This window comes from Streptomyces sp. JL2001, from assembly GCF_050917515.1.
In the GTDB taxonomy this organism is placed as follows: Bacteria; Actinomycetota; Actinomycetes; order Streptomycetales; family Streptomycetaceae; genus Streptomyces.
The window spans coordinates 4,503,551-4,521,144 of the sequence record NZ_CP169421.1 but is presented as its reverse complement, the minus strand read 5'-3'; the positions used below and the strand labels follow the sequence as shown (position 1 = coordinate 4,521,144).

The window sequence follows — 17,594 nt, the reverse complement described above, 5'->3', positions numbered from 1 at the left end:
CCCGTGGCGGTGCGGGCAGGCGGCGCAGGCCCCTGACCGGCGGCGGGACGGCCCCCGACGGCCGCGCCTCCGCGTGCCGTGGTCGCCGCGCCCCGCCGCGCTCTGGTGTTCTGGGGCGCATGACGCAACCGTTCCTGCCCCTCACCGCGCGTTCCCGCGAAGAGTCGCACCGCGCCGCCACACCGCTCGAGCTCTTCTTCGACCTCTGCTTCGTCGTCGCCGTCGCCCAGGCGGGCGCCGAGCTCGTGCACGCCGTGGCCGAGGGCCATGCCGGCCAGGGGATCGCCGACTACGCGATGGTGTTCTTCGCGATCTGGTGGGCCTGGATGAACTTCACCTGGTTCGCCTCCGCCTACGACAACGACGACGTCCTCTACCGCGTCGTCACCCTCGTCCAGATCTCCGGCGTCCTCATCCTCGCCGCCGGCGTCTCGCGCGCCTTCGAGGAGCACGACTTCTTCGTCGTCTGGCTCGGCTACCTCGTGATGCGCCTCGCGCTCGCCTCCCAGTGGCTGCGCGCGGGCCACCACGCCGCCGGCCCCGCCGAGCGCACCCTGTGCCACCGGTACGCGGGCGGGGTCGCCCTCTGCCAGATCGGCTGGACGGCCCTCCTGTTCGTGCCCGAGGCGGCCCGCCCCTGGGTCTTCCTCGTCATGGCGATCGCCGAGATGGCGGTGCCGGTGTACGCGGAGAAGGACGCCACCACCCACTGGCACCCGCACCACATCGCGGAGCGCTACGGCCTGTTCACCATCATCGTGCTGGGCGAGACGATCGCCGCCTCGACCGTCGCCGTGAAGTCCGGTGTCAGCGAGAACGACGCCCTCGGCGAACTGCTCCCGATCGCGGCCGGCGGCCTGCTCATCGTGTTCGCGGCGTGGTGGATCTACTTCGTCGTCCCCGCCCACGACCGCCTCGTCTCCAACCGGCAGGGTTTCCTGTGGGGTTACGGCCACTACCTGATCTTCGCCTCGGCCGCGGCGATCGGCGCCGGCATCGAGATCTCCGTCGAGCAGGCCGTCGGCAAGGCCCACATCTCCACGCTCGCCGCCTCCGCGGCGGTGACGATCCCGACGGCGCTCTTCCTGCTCTGCGTGTGGCTCCTGCACGCCCGCTACTACAAGGTCGGCATCGCCCAGCAGCTCGTCCTTCCGCTGTCGGCGCTGGCGATCCTGATGTGCTCGTTCGCGGGCCACTGGGCGGTGTTCGCGGCCGGTCTGGTCGCGGCGGCGACGGTGGCCGTCGGGGTGACGCTGAGCGCGAGCAACCCCGCCACGCGGGCGTAGGGCGCAACACGCCCCAGGGAACGCCGAAGCCCCACGCCGGCACCCGCCCGGACCGGGGCGCGGGGCCAACGGGCGTGGTACGCAGGGACCATGACGAAGCACTCCGCTCTGCACGACGCCCTGACCGACGTGTCCGGCCTGCGGGTCGGCCACGCGCGCGTGGAGGGGCCGAACGCCCTCAGCGGCACCACCGTCGTCCTGGCCCCGCGCGGCGGGGCGGTCGCGGCGGTGGACGTACGCGGCGGCGGCCCCGGCACCCGGGAGACCGACGCGCTCGACCCCCGCAACGTCGTCCAGCGCGTCGAGGCCGTGGTCCTGACCGGCGGCAGCGCGTACGGGCTGGAGTCCGCCGCCGGCGTGATGGCCTGGCTGGAGGAGCAGCACCGGGGCGTACGGGTCGGGCCCGACCCCGCGCACGTCGTCCCGGTCGTGCCCGCCGCCTGCGTCTTCGACCTCGGCCGGGGCGGGGACTTCCGGGCCCGGCCGGACGCCGGGACGGGCCGGGCCGCGGTGGAGGCGGCGGCCGCGAGCGAGGCGCACGCACCCGTGGGAACGGGCGCGGTCGGCGCGGGCACCGGAGCCGTCGTCGGGGGCCTCAAGGGCGGGGTCGGCACGGCGAGCACGGTCCTGGAGTCGGGCATCACCGTGGGCGCCCTCGTCGTCGTGAACGCGGTCGGCTCGGCGGTCGACCCGGAGACGGGCGTCCTCTACGGGGAGTACTTCCACGGCGGGCCGCCGCACCGGCCGGAAGCCGCCGTGCACGAGGAGGCGCGGCGCCGGCTCGCCGAGGCCCTGGCCGCGAGCACCCCGCCGCCGCTGAACACCACCCTCGCGGTCGTCGCCACCGACGCCGCCCTCACCCGCGCCCAGGCCCAGAAGTTCGCGGGCACGGCGCACGACGGGATCGCCCGCGCCATCCGCCCCGTGCATCTGCTCAACGACGGGGACACCGTCTTCGCCCTCGCGACCGGGGAGCGGGAACTGCCGCCGGAGCAGGGGCCGCTCGCGCTGAACGACGTCCTGGCGGCGGGCGCGGACCTGGTGACCCGGGCGATCGTGCGGGCGGTGCGCGCACCGGCCGAGGGGGTGGCGGGGCCGGGCGGGACCTTCCCCGCGTACCGCGAGCTGTACGGCGACGGCGCCTGAGGGGGTCGCGCGACACGGCGCCGCACCCGGCGATCTGGCCGCTCGACTCCCCTGCAGGTCAAGGGAGTTGAAAGATCCACGACCGACCCGGCCGTTACCGGCGGGAACTTCCCGCACGCGCCCTTCGTTTTGCCGAACCCCGGACACGGTGTCAGACCCAGGGGCTACGTTAAGCAAGCACCGAGTGACATGCGGCGACGGCCTGGAGACCCTCTTGAACGATCCGCAGGATCCTCACGATCCGTACGAGACGACCGAGAAGCACCTTGAGCGGCTCCTCGGCAGGGCGCTCAACTCCTTCGATCTGCCCGACACCACGGTCGAGCGCCTGGAGTCGGCGCTCGCCCACTCCAGTGCGCTGTACTCCTCGCACCACAGCGCGTCGCTGCACCGCACCACCCACCGCCACACCTATCTCCTCGCCGACGGCACCGCGCTCAGCCTGTGGGAGCTGGTGCACAACTCGGGCCGGGACGGGGCCGAGCACCACGAGCTGTACGCGGACGAGGGCGAGGCCCGCCTGGCCGCGTCCCGGCTGCCCGCCGGGCTCGATCCGGGCTGGGGCACGGACCGCTCGGAGGACCGGGACTCCGGCGAGGACGGAGACCTGGAGCTGCTCGGCACGTTGCTGTCGCGGTCGATACCGGCGCAGCCCCGGGCGTACGTCCCGGACAACTCCGCGGACCACGCGCGGCGGGTGCTGCGGCGCGCGGAGAACGCCGACCGGCCGGGTGAGGAGACCGCGCGCCGGCTGAGGGTGGCGTTCGCCCACCACATCACGCAGGCCTTCGGGCGGCAGTGCCCGGTGCGCAGCGGCCGGGACGCCGGGTTCACCCTGTACGAGCACGCTTTCCTGCTCCTCGACGGGAGCGAGCTGAGCCTGTGGGAGGTCGAGCACACGGCGACCCCGGACGGCCGTCACATGTGTGAGGTGTATACCGACGAGCACGCGGCGCGCGAGGCGATGGAGCACCGGGCGCGGGTGCGCTGACGGACCCGCCGGACGCGCGGGTGAGGGCCCTGGGAGGTCTCCTCCCGGGGCCCTCGCCCGTCAGGCCTTGCGCACCAGGAGCGCCACGGTCACGCCGGTCAGGCGCTCGGTGCCGGTCGCGGTGTAGCGCGCCCGCAGCGCCCGGGCCTGCGGTGCCGGGAGCGCGTCCAGCGGGTCCGGCTGGTTGCCGGCCACCACCAGCCAGATCCTGGCCTCGTTCCGTAGGCACACGGCCGGATCGGGACACTCCGCCGACCACAGCTCGGCGCGGTCGGCGGCCGAAGCCGCCAGGAACACGTCGCGGGGCCTGAGGTCGTCCGGCAGGTAGAAGCGGACGCCGACGTCGAGCAGGCGCCAGTAGTCCTCGCCCCGGTCGTAGACGACCGCGTCCCCTGGCCGGTGGTACTTCCGCACGGTCGACGCGGCGCCCTCGTAGTCGATGCCGTGCCAGAAGTGGGCGTAGGGGCGGCGCAGTGCCTGCTGCTCGGGGAGGGTGAGCAGGGCGAGGATCACCAGACCCGCCGCGACGACCCCGCGGGCCCGGGCGGCGCACAGCCCCGCCCCTGCCAGGACGGCGCAGGCGGGCAGGGTGAACAGCAGGTAGCGGTGGAAGAAGTACGAGACGTCGCCGTGCGAGACCGCCCACAGCAGCAGCGGCGGCAGCACGGCCAGGGCCGAGGCGGTGAGGAGCGGGCCCCGGGTCGCCGGACGGCGCTCGCCCCAGGCCAGTACGGCGGCCGTGGTCACCGCGCCGGCGGCCAGCGCCGAGCCGTACAGCTGCGGCCAGAGTCCGAGCAGGCTCCACAGGTCGGGGCGGGGGATCCAGGAGATCTGCCGGCCGGCCTGCGCCCGGCCGAGGAGGGCGACGGGGGCCGCGGCGGCCACCCCGGCGGCGACCGCGAGGAGGAAGCGCCCGAGGACCGACCGCTCCTCCCGGGCCTTGAGGGCCACGGCGACCAGATGCCCGGCCAGGGCGGTCAGCGCCACCAGGTGGAGCAGACCGACCGCCGCCACGCACAGGGCGTAGACGGCCCAGCGTCCGGCGGCGCGCGGTCGTTCCAGTGCGCGCAGCAGCGTCAGCGTGGCGAGGGCGACGGCCAGGACGACGAGGGCGTACGGCCGGGCCTCGTGGCCGTAGCGGGTCACGGCGGGGACGAGCGCGAGGAGCAGGCCGGCGGCCAGTCCGGCGCGGCGGCCGAACAGCCGCTGCCCGATCAGCGCCGTGCAGGCGGCGGCGCCGGTCAGGGCGAACGCGGACGGCAGCCGCAGGGCGGTGGCGGAGTCGCCGAAGACACCCATCCAGCCGTGGAGCAGCAGGTAGTAGGCGCCGAGGACGGCGTCCACGTGCCGGAGGGCGTCCAGGAGCTGCCCGGTGGAGCGCCCGGCCATGTCCCAGGTGTTGAGCTCGTCCTCCCACAGCTGGGGGCTGCCGATCCCGTACAGGGTCAGCGCGAGCGCGAGCAGCGTCGGCCACAGCCAGACGCCGGGCCCGGCCCGGCCGTCGCGTGCGCCGCCCGGGCGGCCGGCGGACGGCCTCGGCTCCCGGACCGGCGTCGCGACGGCCACGGAGGCCGGGGACGCAGAGGATGGGGTCGACGGTGAGGGGGTTCCCATGACGCGGGCTCAGTCCCTCGCCGGCACGGGCGCGCCGCCGGCCGCGTGCGGGATCGAGGCCAGGCGCCGGACGGCGAACTCCCGGTTGGAGCGGGTCTGCTCGCGGTACGACTCCGGCAGGTCCGGCATGGCCAGCAGGCGGTCGCAGGCGGCGAGCGAACCCGCGTGGTCCCCGACCCAGTAGGCCGTGATCGAGAACTCGAACAGCAGCCCCCAGCGGTACACCCAGGGCTGCATGAAGAGCAGGTCGTCCGGCTGCTCCCGGTCCAGGACGGTGGCGACCAGGGCGTGGGCGGTGTGGTGGCGGCTCATCGTGCGCAGCCGCGCGGCCAGCTCGTAGCAGGCTTCGAGGCGCTGCGGACGGGACTCCCAGGCGCGGGTGAAGGCGTCCATCGCGCCGGGCCAGTCGTCGGAGTCAGACTTGAGGATGCCGCACTGGAGCAGGGCGTAGTAGACCTCCTCGCCCCAGCCCCCCATGCGGGCGCGGCGCTCGTAGAGGTCGATCGCCTCGGCGGTGCGGCCCATGTCCCGCATGGTCTGGGCGAGGTAGAAGACGGTGCGGGTGTTCGTGGGGTCGCGGTCGAGTTCGGCGCTCAGCAGCCGGGCGTCGCGTTCGAACTTGTCGTGGCGCGAGCCGCCGTCGGCGAAGTGCTCGATGACGAGCGCGTCGAGGTTCTCCTGGGCGTGGTGCCGGTCCGCGGTGAGGTACTCGTGGGTGACACCCTCGTACCGCCAGGGGATGTCGCCCTTGACCAGGCGTTTGATGCGGTACTCCATGGTGCCCGCGTGCCGCAGCATGTAGGCGTCCGCGGTCAGCTCGGGCAGCGGCCCGGCCCGCCGGATCACGTGGTCGGCGTCGAGGAGCAGCAGGTAGTCGGCCTTGCCGCGGGCGTGGGCGATGTTCAGGCTCCGGTTGTGCCCGAAGTTCACCCAGGACTCCTCGTGCAGCTCTCCGGGGATGCCGTCGAGTGCCTTGCGGATGAGTTCCTGGGTGCCGTCGGTGGAACCCGTGTCGGAGATGACCCAGGTGTCCACCAGGTCACGTACGGAGGTGAGGCAGCGTTCGATGACGGCCGCCTCGTTCTTGACGATCATGCACAAGCAGAAGGATGGCTTCACGGCAACACCACTTCCGGTGGGGAGGTCGGGGGCGACCTTATGCAGGGGATGCGGAACCCCGGTGACGGCACGCCGAGAGCCGGAACAGAATTCGCTGCTGCGCAGGCACCCATTGGTATTTCCCTCCTAGGCCAAGGTGTTGAGAGTGCGCTGGAACCTTCAAGGCTTTGCATCCGCGATCCGATGATCCGATTAGGAAGCTCGAAACCCGCTTCCGGGACATCATTCGAATCGGTTGAAGAAGGAGCAGTGCATGAGTCCTGATGTCAGGACGAGGTCCTCACTGGGCCCCCTCCCCAAACGCCGCGCCTGGCTCAACGGCGGCGCGCTCGCCTCGATCGCGCTCGTCATCACGGGATTCGCGAGCCCGGCGGCCGTCGCCACCGGAACGGCCGGCCCTGCCGGCCCGGCGCAGAGCATGGGGTCGCGACCCTCCGGCACGGACACGTCGGGCCCGCCGCACGGCGGCGAGTGCGACGACCACGGCCGCCCGCACCACGAGGACCATGGCCGACCGCCGCACGAGGAGCACGGTCAGCACCACAACGGATACCCCGGTGCACGCGACTCCGGCGGGGCGCCCCAGGAGGACGCCCTCCAGAGCTTCCTGGACCAGCAGATGCAGCAGTTCGCCGGGGACCCCGGCCGCTACGTGCGGTCGGCGTCCGGCGGGCACGACGAGTGCAAGGTGGGCCCGACGGGTCCGACGGGTCCCACCGGCCCGACGGGCCCGACCGGCCCGACCGGCGACACGGGTGACACCGGGCCGACCGGCGACACCGGTGACACGGGTCCGACCGGCGACACCGGCCCGACCGGCGACACCGGAGCCACGGGCGACGCCGGGCCGACCGGCGACACGGGACCGACCGGCGACACCGGCCCCACGGGCGACACCGGCCCGACCGGCGACACCGGAGCCACGGGCGACGCCGGGCCGACCGGCGACACGGGACCGACCGGCGACACCGGCCCCACGGGCGACACCGGCCCGACCGGCGACACCGGAGCCACGGGCGACGCCGGGCCGACCGGTGACACCGGGCCGACCGGCGACACCGGTGACACGGGTCCGACCGGCGACACCGGAGCCACGGGCGACACCGGGCCGACCGGCGACACCGGACCGACCGGCGACACCGGACCGACCGGCCCCACGGGTGACACCGGCCCCACGGGTGACACCGGCCCGACCGGCGACACCGGCCCCACGGGTCCGACCGGCGACACCGGCCCTACGGGTGACACCGGCCCGACCGGCGACACCGGCGCGACGGGTGCGACCGGAGCCACGGGCGCGACCGGCCCTTGCTCCGACATCGACACCTTCAGCAACTCGAACACCGAGGACTTCCAGGCCGCACTCACCGGCGGGAAGGCCTACGTCGGCAAGGCCGCCACGCTGGGCGGAGCGATCGCCTGGCAGGACCTCACCAACACCGTCGCAACCATGACGGACCCCGCCAACCCGGACTACCCGGCGAACGCCTGTGGCATCGCCATCGAGGCGCGGGGCAATGCCGCCTACGTCAAGGTGGTCACCACGACCGGCACGGTCTTCCAGACGGTAGGCAACATCACCGGCGGGGCCTTCACCTGGAACCAGGGCTGGGTCCAGCAGGCGACCCCGACGCCGGCCGCCCTCCGCGCGTTCAAGCGCAGCATGGACTCGGTGGCGGCCCCGCATCACGCGCCGAAGGGCCTGAAGGGGATCAAGCGCCCCTGACGGAGCGCTGATCGGTGAACACGGCGGAACGGTGCGCTCCGTCAGGAACGCACCACCCCCGTCCGGCCGTGCTGCCTCGATCGCGACGAGGCAGAACGGGGAAGGGCCCTGGGGCATGCCCCAGGGCCCTTCCGTCACGCCACGAGCGCCGTCGCCGCCTCGGGCTTCACCGCGTCAGTGGGTCAGCACCGGCTCGTCCTGCTTCCCCCCGGTCTCGTCGGACGGCTTCCCGTCCGCCTCGGCTCCGTCGGTCGGGTCGGCCGCGTCAGCGATGTCGGTGATGCCGGCGTCGCCGGCCTCGTCCACCGCGCCCTCCACGTGCTGCTTCGGCTTCGCCGGCAGCGCGAACATCACCAGGAAGATCACGGCGAGCACCGCCGCCACCCACCACAGCGAGCTGCGGAAGGCGTCCGTGAACGCCGTCCCCACCTCCTGCGGGGCCTTGGCCAGCCGCTCGTCGTCGATCACGCCGAAGAAGACCACCGACACGAGCCCGAGCCCGAGCGCGTTGCCCATCTGGCCGGTCGTGTTGATCAGCCCGGAGGCCGAGCCGGCGTGCTCGCGCGGCACCTCCGAGAGCACCGCGTCGGTCAGCGGGGCCACGATGAGGCCCATGCCCAGACCCATGACGACCAGCGGCGGGATCATCTGCCAGGAGTGGATCCCGGTCCCGTACCGTCCGGCCTCCCAGAGGTAGAGCAGCACACCGGCGACCATCGTCAGGGCGCCGGCCTGCAGGACCTTGCGCCCGAAGCGCGGCACCAGCTTCTGCACCGACATGCCGGCCGCCACCGAGACGGCGATCGAGAACGGCACCCCGGTCAGACCGGCCTTGAGCGGGGTCCAGCCGAGCCCGATCTGCATGTACAGGGTCCAGACCAGGAAGAAGATGCCCAGCACGACACCGAAGGTCAGCTGCACCGCGATACCGGCGGCGAAGCTCTTCACCTTGAACAGCGACAGCTCGACCAGCGGCGAACCGTCCTTCTTCGTCTTGTACTTCTCGTACGCGACGAGGGCGGCGAAGACGAGGAGGCTGCCCGCCATGCAGAGGTGACCCCACAGCGGCCAGTCCAGCTCACGGCCGCGCGTCAGCGGGTAGATCAGCATCAGCAGCGCCAGCGTCACGAGCAGGACGCCGACCAGGTCGAGCCGGAGCGCCTTGGGCGCCTTGGACTCGGTGATGAACTTGCTGCCCAGGATCAGGCCCGCGATGCCGACCGGCAGGTTGATCAGGAAGATCGGGCGCCACTCCATGCCGAACAGGTTCCACTGCGTGAGCAGCGCGCCGAGCAGCGGTCCGGAGACCGCGCCGAGCCCGATGATCGCGCCGAACATGCCGAAGACCTTGCCCCGCTCGTGCGCGGGGAAGGTGACGTGGATGATCGACAGGACCTGCGGGACCATCATCGCGGCGGCCGCACCCTGGAGGAGGCGGGAGGCGACGAGCATCTCCGGGTCGGCGGCGAAGCCGCAGAGCGCCGAGGCGAGGGTGAAGCCGGCGGTGCCGAGCAGGAAGAGGCGCTTGCGGCCGTAGATGTCACCGAGCCGGCCGCCCGTGATCAGACCGGCGGCGAACGCGAGGGCGTAGCCGGCGGTGATCCACTGAATGGCTCCGAACGAGGCGCCGAGATCGCGCTCGATGCTGGGGATCGCGATGTTGACGATCGTGGCGTCGACCAGATCCATGAAGGCGGCGGTCATGACGATGGCGAGGGCGATCCAGCGCCTTCGATCGGTGGCTTCGTGTGCACTCATACGATGAAGATAGAGGCCATATAGGTCAGCTGATGTCCTAGATGGACCGCACCCTGGAGGGCATGACGGACACTCCGGCACGACTTCTGAATCTGCTGTCCCTGCTGCAGACACCGCGGGAATGGCCGGGCAGCGAGCTGGCGTCGCGGCTCTCGGTCTCGGCCCGGACGATCCGGCGCGACGTGGACCGGCTGCGGGAGCTCGGCTACCCGGTCGAGGCGACGAAGGGCGCGGTCGGCGGGTACCGCCTGGTCGCGGGCACGGCGATGCCGCCGCTGGTCCTCGACGACGAGGAGGCGGTCGCGATCGCGGTGGGGCTGCGGGCGGGCGCCGGGCACGCGATCGAGGGCGTGGAGGAGGCGTCGGTCCGGGCGCTGGCGAAGCTGGAACAGGTGCTGCCGTCACGGCTGCGGCGCCGGGTCTCCACCCTCCAGAACGCGACGATCCCGCTGACACGGGGCGACGGCGCGACGGTCGCGCCGCAGACCCTGACGACGCTGGCGGGGGCGGTGACCGGGCAGGAACGGCTGCGGTTCGGCTACCGGGCGGGGGACGGCACCGAGAGCCGGCGCCTGGTGGAGCCGTACCGGCTCGTGTCGACGGGGATGCGCTGGTACCTCGTGGCGTACGACATGGAGCGCGAGGACTGGCGGACGTTCCGGGTGGACCGGGTGAGCGAGCCGTTCGCGACGGGCGCGCGCTTCAGCCCGCGGGAGCTGCCGGCCGGGGGCGCCGTCGCGTACATGTCCCGGTCGATGGCGCGGGCCACCACCGAGCTGGACCTCGACGTCGACTTCGAGGCACCGGCCGAGTTCGTGACCGCCCGGCTCCCCCCGCACCTCGCGCCGGAGTCGACCGGGGCGGGGACCTGCCGGCTGCGCACCCGTTCCGCGGACTCGCTGGAATGGGTCGCCCTCCGGCTGGCGCTGGTCGACTGCCCCTTCAGGATCCATGCGCCGGATCCCCTGATCGCCTACGTCCGGGCGCTCTCGGCCCGGCTGGGCGCGGCGGCCTCCGGCTGACGGACTGCGGAAGGGGCGCGCCCGGGGAACGAACCCCGTGCGCGCCCCTGCGTCCTGTTCCCTAGGCGACCGCGTCGAAGCCGGTGTCCCGCGCCATCTTCTTCAGTTCCAGCAGCGCGTGCTTCTCGATCTGGCGGATGCGCTCGCGCGTCAGGCCGTGCTCCTTGCCCACCTCCGTGAGGGTCCGCTCCCGGCCGTCCTCGATGCCGTACCGCATCCGGATGATCGACGCCGTGCGGTGGTCCAGCTTGTCGATCAGGTCGTCGAGCTCCTCGCTGCGCAGCAGCGTCAGGACGGACTGCTCGGGCGACACCGCCGACGTGTCCTCCAGCAGGTCGCCGAACTGCGTCTCACCCTGGTCGTCGACCGACATGTTCAGCGAGACCGGGTCGCGCGCCCAGTCCAGGACGTCCACCACCCGCTCCGGCTTCGTGTCCAGCTCGGCGGCGATCTCCGCGGGCTCGGGCTCACGGCCGTTCTCGCGGTTGAACTCGCGCTGGACCCGGCGGATCCGGCCGAGCTCCTCCACGAGGTGGACGGGGAGCCGGATGGTGCGGGACTGGTCGGCTATGGACCGCGTGATGGCCTGGCGGATCCACCACGTGGCGTACGTGGAGAACTTGAAGCCCTTGGCGTAGTCGAACTTCTCGACCGCGCGCACCAGGCCTGCGTTCCCCTCCTGGATCAGGTCGAGCAGCGGCAGGCCGCTGCGCGGGTAGCGCCGGGCGACCGCGACGACGAGCCGCAGGTTGGACTTGATGAAGACGTCCTTGGCCCGCTCGCTCTCGGCGACCAGCGCCTCCAGCTCCTCGCGGGTCGCGCCGCCCGCCTCGCTGTCCACCTCGCCGTCCAGGATCTGCCGGGCGTACACGCCGGCCTCGATGGTCTGCGAGAGCTCGACCTCCTTGGCGGCGTCGAGCAGGGGGGTGCGCGCGATCTCGTCGAGGTACATGCCGACCAGGTCGCGGTCGGCGATCTCCCCGCCCACGGCGCGAACGCTGCTTGCCCGGCTGCTTCCACCAGTGGCGGACGAACGACGGGCGACGGCACGGGTTGCCATGCGAGCTCCCTTACTGAGTAGGTCGCGACACCCTTTCGGGTGCCCTGCATCCGACGGAAACAACGACTGGAATCAGGACAGAATTCCCACGCGACGCATTGATTTTCGCGATCATGCAGTACCCTGTGCCGCCATCGAGGGGGGTCACATGTCGGCGGATACCACAGAGGTGCAGGTCAGACCGGGCGCGGAGGGCGACCTGGCGTCGCTGACCGAGCTGTACAACCACTACGTCCGTGAGACCGCGATCACATTCGACACCGTGCCCTTCACCGCGGAGCAGCGACTTCCCTGGCTCCGCTCCCACCCTGAAGACGGCCCACACCGCCTCCTGGTTGCCCAAGACGCCGTCGAGGGGGCACCGGACCGGGTCCTCGGCTACGCGACCAGCAGCCCGTTCCGCCCCAAGCCCGCGTACTCCACCTCCGTGGAGGTGAGTGTGTACCTGACCCCGCACGCCGCCGGCCGGGGCATCGGCACGCTGCTGTACGAGCGGCTCTTCGCGGCCCTCGCCACCGAGGACGTCCACCGCGCCTACGCCGGCATCGCCCTGCCCAACGAGGCGTCGGTCCGTCTCCACGCCCGCTTCGGCTTCCGTCACATCGGCACGTACGGCGAGGTCGGCCGGAAGTTCGGCCGCTACTGGGACGTGGCCTGGTACGAGAAGCGGCTTGCGGCCCCGGACGGGGCGTAGGTCCGACGGCCCGGCAGGGTGCCGCCTCGGCCTAGGTCGCGCGACCGTTACGGATCGCCGCGGGACGCGCCTACCGTCGCCCCCATGGACGACACGACCGGAACTCTCGACGAAGCCCTGGAACGCCTCCACGCGACCGGTCCCGAGCGGAACGGCTGGCTCTCCAACCACGCGCCGATGGCCGTGGAGGCGCTCGTCCGCCGGGGGCAGGCGCCGACCGTGCACCGCTGGCTGGACCGCTACCGGCACAAGCTGGAGGACATGCCGTCGCCCGGCTCCCCCGTCACCGGGAACAACTGGCGCGAGGCCCTGGGCGACCCGTCCCGGATCGCCGACTGGACGCGCCACTTCGAGCGGACCGTCGAGGAGCGGCCCTGGCGCGAGGCGCTCGCCGAGTGGTGGCCGCGTCTGCTGCCCGGCATCGCGGGCGGCGCGACCCACCCGGTGATCCGCACGGGCCACGCCGTGCGCACCCTGCTGACGAGCGGGGAGTCCGCGCCGCGCCGGGCCGAACTGGCCCACGCCCTCGGCTACTGGGCCGCCCGGCACCAGCCGCTGCGCGCCGTCGACCCGCTCCCGCCGGCGCCGTCCGCCGCGGCGGCGCTGGACGCCGTACCGGCCGTGCGTTCACAGGACGGCGGGATCCGGGCCCGGCTGGCGCAGCTGACCGCCTTCCCCCGCTGGGGCGCGGCGCCCGACCCGGACACCGCGCGCACCCGGCTCACCGAACTGGTCGCCGCCGCGACCCGCCGCTACGCCACCCACGGTCACGGAGAGCCGACCATGCTGGTCCACGCGGCCACCGCGCCGAACGCCGTGCTGCGCACGCTGCCCGCGCTGCCGCGCGAGCTGTGGGCCGCGAGTCTGGCGGCGGCCTGGTCGGCCTCCGCCGCGGTGACCGCCGCCTACACGCCGCCCGAGCCGCTGCCGTACACCGTCGGCGCCCACACGCCGGAGGAGATCTTCGAGCGGGCCGCGGCACACGGCGACGATCACACGATCAAGTTCTGCGACACGGCGCTCGACGTCGGCGACCCGATGGCGATGGCCGCCGCCGTCCGCTCGATCGAGCTCAACGAGCCGGTCTTCTAGGGCGCGCCCCGGCTCCCGGGCTCGGGGGAGGGTTCCGCGGCTCAGCCGAACTGGACCGAGCGCTTCGCCAGCCCCATCCAGAAGCCGTCGATCACGCTCCGCCCGCCGTCCAGGTCCCCGGCCGCCTCCGCCGCGCCGAGCGTCACGAACAGCGGCGCGAAGTGCTCGGTGCGCGGGTGGGCGAGCCGGCCTGCGGGCGACTTGTGCTCGAAGTCGAGGAGCGCGTCCACGTCCCGCTCCCGCAGGGCCCGGTCGCCCCAGTCGTCGAACTCGGCGGACCAGCCCGGCACGCCGCCGCCCGGGTGCCGCAGCGCGGCCAGGTTGTGGGTGAAGAAGCCGCTGCCCACGATCAGCACGCCTTCGTCCCGCAGCGGCGCGAGCCGCCGGCCGATGTCCATCAGCCGCTGGGGATCGAGGGTGGGCATGGAGATCTGCAGGACGGGGATGTCGGCACCGGGGAACATCTCGACCAGCGGCACGTAGGCGCCGTGGTCGAGCCCACGGTCGGGGATGTCCTGGACGGGCGTGCCGGGCGCCTGGAGCAGTGTGCGCACGGAGGCGGCGAGTTCGGGCGCGCCCGGGGCCGCGTACTGGACGCGGTAGTAGTGCTCGGGGAAGCCCCAGAAGTCGTAGACCAGCGGCACGGGCTCGACGGCGCCGAGCGCGAGCGGGGCCTCCTCCCAGTGGGCGGAGACCATCAGGATGGCCTTGGGGCGGGGCAGCCCGGCGGACCAGGCGGCCAGCTCGCCGGGCCAGACCGGGTCGTCGGCGAGCGGCGGCGCACCGTGCGAGAGGTAGAGGGCGGGCATCCGTTCCAGCGTGGCGTCCATGACGACCGCCTCCGTTCCGGGTCCGAGAAGGTTCTTTGAAATTTCAAGCTCTGCGCTCGTCACGAGCTTAGCCCCGATGTAGTTCAACTTTCAAGGATGGGTCGTACGATGGATACATGACCACGGCATCCACTGAAGGGCCCCGCTGGCTCAGCGACGAGGAACAGCACGTCTGGCGTGCCTACCTCCACGCCACCACCCTCCTCGAGGACCATCTCGACCGCCAGCTGCAGCGCGACGCCGGGATGCCCCACATCTACTACGGCCTGCTCGTGCAGCTCTCCCAGGCGCCCCGCCGGCGGTTGCGGATGACCGAGCTGGCCAAGGACGCGAAGATCACCCGCTCCCGTCTCTCGCACGCCGTCGCCCGGCTGGAGAAGAACGGCTGGGTGGAGCGCGAGGACTGTCCCTCCGACAAGCGGGGCCAGTTCGCGCGGCTGACGGACGACGGCTTCGCCGTGCTGGAACGGACCGCGCCGGGACATGTCGCGGCCGTCCGGCAGGCCATGTTCGACCGGCTCACGCCCGAGCAGGTGGGGCAGCTCGGCGAGATCATGAAGGTGATGGCGGAGGGCCTCCAGCCGACGGGTCCGAACGCGGACCTGCCCTGGCTGCGCTGAGCCGGAGCCCGATCGGGCCCGGCGGCCGGTGACCCGCGCTCGGCGACCGGGGCCGGAGAACACCTCGCGTGCGTCACGGGCCCTCGGCCCGTGACGCACGCGAGATCGACGTGCCGTGCGGTGACCGAAACCGGCAACCGGTCGGCCGCCGGAACGACCGCGGGACCGGCGGCGTCGGCCGACCGGTCCCGCGGCGGGTTCTCAGCGCCCGCAGGTGATCAGCACCCGTGGCTCCCCCGTGGCGTCAGTGCGCGACGACCGGGATCTTCACCTCGTCCTCGACGCCGTCGCCGGACCCGGCCACGACGCCGGAGCCCGGCTTCCCGGTGGTGATGAGGGTGACGGCGATCGAGGCCGAGACGACCAGGATGCCGACGGCCCACCAGATGGCCGCCGAGTAGCCCTCGACCATGCCCTGGAGCTGGAGCAGCTTCTGGGCGCCCGGGGTGGTGGCCCCGGCGGCGTGGTCGGCGATGTACGCCGTCGTGGCCGAGGCCGCGATCGTGTTCAGCAGCGCCGTGCCGATGGCGCCGCCGACCTGCTGCGAGGTGTTGACCATGGCGGAGGCCACACCGGCGTCCCGCGGGTCCACGCCGTGCGTCGCGAGCGACATCGCCGGCATGAAGGCCGTACCCATGCCGAGGCCGAGCAGCAGCTGCGCGGGCAGGATCAGCCCGGCGTACGAGGAGCCGATCTCCAGCTGGGTGAGCAGCAGCATGCCGACGGCGGCGGTCAGGAAGCCGGGGCCCATCAGCCAGCGCGGGGGCACCCGGGTCATCAGGCGCGTACCGATCTGGGTGGAGCCGGTGATCATGCCCGCGATCATCGGGAGGAACGCGAAGCCCGTCTTGACGGGCGAGTACCCCTTCACGACCTGCAGGTAGTAGGTGAGGAAGAGGAAGAGGCCGAACATCGCGATGACGGCGAGACCGAGGGAGAGGTAGACACCGCCGCGGTTGCGCTCGGTCAGGACGCGCAGGGGCAGCAGCGGGGACTTGACCCGGGACTCGGTGATCACGAAGGCGAGCAGCAGCAGAGCCGAGGCGACGAAGAGCCCGATCGTGGTGGCGTCCGACCAGCCCTCGGACTCGGCGCGGGTGAAGCCGTAGACGAGGGAGACCAGGCCCAGCGTGGACAGGATGACGCCGGGGATGTCCAGCGCCGAGCGGTTGCGGCCGCCGGCCGGCTCGCGGATCACGAAGTACGCGCCGGCGGCGGCGACGATCGCGAACGGGATGTTGACGAAGAAGGTCCAGCGCCAGTTCAGGTACTCGGTGAGGAAGCCGCCCAGGATCAGGCCGACGGCGCCGCCGCCACCGGCGATCGCGCCGTAGATGCCGAAGGCCTTGGCGCGCTCCTTGGCGTCGGTGAACATCACCGCGAGGAGCGAGAGCGCGGCGGGCGCGAGCAGCGCGCCGAAGGCGCCCTGGAGCGCACGGGCGCCGAGCATCATCGCCTCACCGGTCGCCGCGCCACCGAGGGCGGAGGCGGCGGCGAAGCCGATCAGGCCGACGACGAAGGTGCGCTTGCGGCCCCACAGGTCGGCGATGCGGCCGCCGAAGAGCAGCAGGCCGCCGAAGGCCAGGGCGTAGGCCGTGATGACCCACTGCCGGTTGCCGTCCGAGATCCCCAGGTCCTGCTGGGCGGAGGGCAGGGCGATGTTCACGATCGTCGCGTCGAGCACGACCATCAGCTGGGCGAGGGCGATGAAGACGAGGGCCTTCCACCGACTCGGGTCGGCCTGGACCGGCGGGGCGGTCGCGGAGATTTTCGACATGGGGGTAGCCACCTCTTGGTGCGTACAAGGAGAAAACGGGCTTACTGAGCGCGCGGGGCGCGAAGGGTTCGGGGTCGGGCGCGGAAGTTCAGGAAGGGGGCGCGGGCCGGGCCGGACTCACGGCCGGTCGGAGCCTCCCCGCAGATCCTCCAGAGTGGCGGCCGAGCCGGGCAGCTCGGAGCGCGCGGGCGCTTCGAGGCCGTCCAGGAACAGCTGCAGGTGACGGTGGACGAAGCGGTCCATGTTGAGGCAGGCGGTGCCGGGCAGCGGGCGGGTGAGCTGGGAGACGGCGATCATCAGGTCGCCGACGCCGACATCGGTACGGAGCCTGCCCGCCTGCTGCGCGCGGTCGACGAGGCCCTGCACGGCCTCCTCCAACCGCTCGCGTTCGGCTCGCAGTTCGGGATGGTCCTTGTCGAAGGCGCCGTCGAGCATCGGGCACAGGGCTCCGATGCGCTCGTCGGCCGCGGCGTGGATGAAGCGGCGAAGCGCCGCGAAGGTGTCGCCCTCCTCGGCGGCCTCCTCCGCCAGGTCCGTGGTGCGGGCCATGACGGAGACGACGACCTCCCGGACGAGGTCGGCGCGCTCGGGGAAGTTGCGGTAGAGCGTGGCGTTGCCGACTCCGGCGCGGCGCGCGATCTCGTCGAACGGGACCTGGGGCCCGAACTCGACGAACATCTCGCGGGCCGTCGTCACGATCCGCTCGCGGTTGCGCAGGGCGTCGGCCCGCGGCCGGGGTGCGCGGCGGGCGGGCGCGGTGTCGGCGGTGCTGGTCACGCCACGGCTCCTTCAGGTCGTCTCGGGTGCTCCGGGGAGCGTTCCGCGGTGCGCCGCGACGATCGCGGCTTTCCGAGGCGAC

Annotated in this window: 15 protein-coding genes; 8 read left to right on the top strand and 7 right to left on the bottom strand. The window is 72.8% G+C overall.

Going from position 1 to position 17,594, the window contains the following annotated elements:
- Window positions 1-119 precede the first annotated feature (119 nt).
- The 3 genes from ACE1OA_RS20195 to ACE1OA_RS20185 all read left to right on the top strand — a co-directional run bounded on the left by ACE1OA_RS20195 (window position 120) and on the right by ACE1OA_RS20185 (window position 3,423).
- Window positions 120-1,286 (top strand): low temperature requirement protein A, encoded by a 1,167-nt coding sequence (locus ACE1OA_RS20195; protein WP_432753169.1) that lies wholly within the window; start codon window positions 120-122, stop codon window positions 1,284-1,286.
- A 90-nt stretch (window positions 1,287-1,376) separates the two neighbouring features.
- Window positions 1,377-2,432 carry a P1 family peptidase gene (locus tag ACE1OA_RS20190; RefSeq protein WP_356774759.1) on the top strand — a complete coding sequence of 352 codons (1,056 nt, stop codon included), beginning with the start codon at window positions 1,377-1,379 and terminating at the stop codon, window positions 2,430-2,432.
- Window positions 2,433-2,646: 214 nt separating this feature from the next.
- Window positions 2,647-3,423, top strand: a complete 777-nt coding sequence (locus ACE1OA_RS20185; RefSeq protein WP_356602890.1) for a DUF6227 family protein — start codon at window positions 2,647-2,649, stop codon at window positions 3,421-3,423.
- Between the two features lie 60 nt (window positions 3,424-3,483).
- Here ACE1OA_RS20185 and ACE1OA_RS20180 read toward each other — a convergent pair whose 3' ends face one another.
- Window positions 3,484-4,989 carry a glycosyltransferase family 39 protein gene (locus ACE1OA_RS20180; protein WP_432753168.1) on the bottom strand — a complete coding sequence of 502 codons (1,506 nt, stop codon included), beginning with the start codon at window positions 4,987-4,989 and terminating at the stop codon, window positions 3,484-3,486.
- A gap of 57 nt (window positions 4,990-5,046) precedes the next feature.
- Complete coding sequence (locus tag ACE1OA_RS20175; RefSeq protein ID WP_356602886.1) at window positions 5,047-6,132, bottom strand: glycosyltransferase; 1,086 nt, start codon at window positions 6,130-6,132, stop codon at window positions 5,047-5,049.
- Between the two features lie 277 nt (window positions 6,133-6,409).
- On the opposite strand from ACE1OA_RS20175, the gene ACE1OA_RS20170 reads away from it, so the two are divergent.
- Entirely contained in the window at window positions 6,410-7,882 is a 1,473-nt protein-coding gene (locus ACE1OA_RS20170) for a hypothetical protein (protein WP_432753167.1), read from the top strand.
- Window positions 7,883-8,056: 174 nt separating this feature from the next.
- Here ACE1OA_RS20170 and ACE1OA_RS20165 read toward each other — a convergent pair whose 3' ends face one another.
- Window positions 8,057-9,640 carry an MFS transporter gene (locus tag ACE1OA_RS20165; RefSeq protein WP_432753166.1) on the bottom strand — a complete coding sequence of 528 codons (1,584 nt, stop codon included), beginning with the start codon at window positions 9,638-9,640 and terminating at the stop codon, window positions 8,057-8,059.
- Window positions 9,641-9,702: 62 nt separating this feature from the next.
- On the opposite strand from ACE1OA_RS20165, the gene ACE1OA_RS20160 reads away from it, so the two are divergent.
- Entirely contained in the window at window positions 9,703-10,662 is a 960-nt protein-coding gene (locus ACE1OA_RS20160; protein WP_432753165.1) for a helix-turn-helix transcriptional regulator, read from the top strand.
- Window positions 10,663-10,723: 61 nt separating this feature from the next.
- On the opposite strand, the gene ACE1OA_RS20155 is transcribed toward ACE1OA_RS20160, so the two are convergent.
- Window positions 10,724-11,722, bottom strand: coding sequence for a sigma-70 family RNA polymerase sigma factor (locus ACE1OA_RS20155; RefSeq protein WP_356602878.1), 999 nt, complete (start codon window positions 11,720-11,722; stop codon window positions 10,724-10,726).
- 148 nt (window positions 11,723-11,870) lie between these two features.
- Between ACE1OA_RS20155 and ACE1OA_RS20150 the strand changes: the two genes are divergently transcribed.
- Together ACE1OA_RS20150 and ACE1OA_RS20145 are read left to right on the top strand one after the other, a co-directional pair.
- A complete protein-coding gene (locus ACE1OA_RS20150) occupies window positions 11,871-12,416 on the top strand; it encodes a GNAT family N-acetyltransferase (RefSeq protein ID WP_384872252.1) in 546 nt (181 codons plus the stop codon).
- Between the two features lie 84 nt (window positions 12,417-12,500).
- The gene (locus ACE1OA_RS20145) at window positions 12,501-13,508 is read left to right on the top strand and encodes a questin oxidase family protein (RefSeq protein ID WP_386540765.1); all 1,008 of its coding nucleotides are present in this window, start codon (window positions 12,501-12,503) and stop codon (window positions 13,506-13,508) included.
- A 41-nt stretch (window positions 13,509-13,549) separates the two neighbouring features.
- Here the strand turns inward: ACE1OA_RS20145 and ACE1OA_RS20140 are convergent, their stop codons facing one another.
- Window positions 13,550-14,338 carry a dioxygenase family protein gene (locus ACE1OA_RS20140; protein WP_356602872.1) on the bottom strand — a complete coding sequence of 263 codons (789 nt, stop codon included), beginning with the start codon at window positions 14,336-14,338 and terminating at the stop codon, window positions 13,550-13,552.
- A 116-nt stretch (window positions 14,339-14,454) separates the two neighbouring features.
- Here ACE1OA_RS20140 and ACE1OA_RS20135 point away from each other — a divergent pair, with 116 nt between their 5' ends.
- Window positions 14,455-14,958 (top strand): MarR family winged helix-turn-helix transcriptional regulator, encoded by a 504-nt coding sequence (locus ACE1OA_RS20135; RefSeq protein ID WP_384872244.1) that lies wholly within the window; start codon window positions 14,455-14,457, stop codon window positions 14,956-14,958.
- 244 nt (window positions 14,959-15,202) lie between these two features.
- Here ACE1OA_RS20135 and ACE1OA_RS20130 read toward each other — a convergent pair whose 3' ends face one another.
- Window positions 15,203-16,735: an MFS transporter gene (locus ACE1OA_RS20130; protein ID WP_356602868.1), complete on the bottom strand. Its 1,533-nt coding sequence runs from the start codon at window positions 16,733-16,735 to the stop codon at window positions 15,203-15,205.
- Window positions 16,736-16,852: 117 nt separating this feature from the next.
- Window positions 16,853-17,512: a TetR/AcrR family transcriptional regulator gene (locus ACE1OA_RS20125; RefSeq protein ID WP_384872240.1), complete on the bottom strand. Its 660-nt coding sequence runs from the start codon at window positions 17,510-17,512 to the stop codon at window positions 16,853-16,855.
- Between the last annotated feature and the right edge of the window lie 82 nt (window positions 17,513-17,594).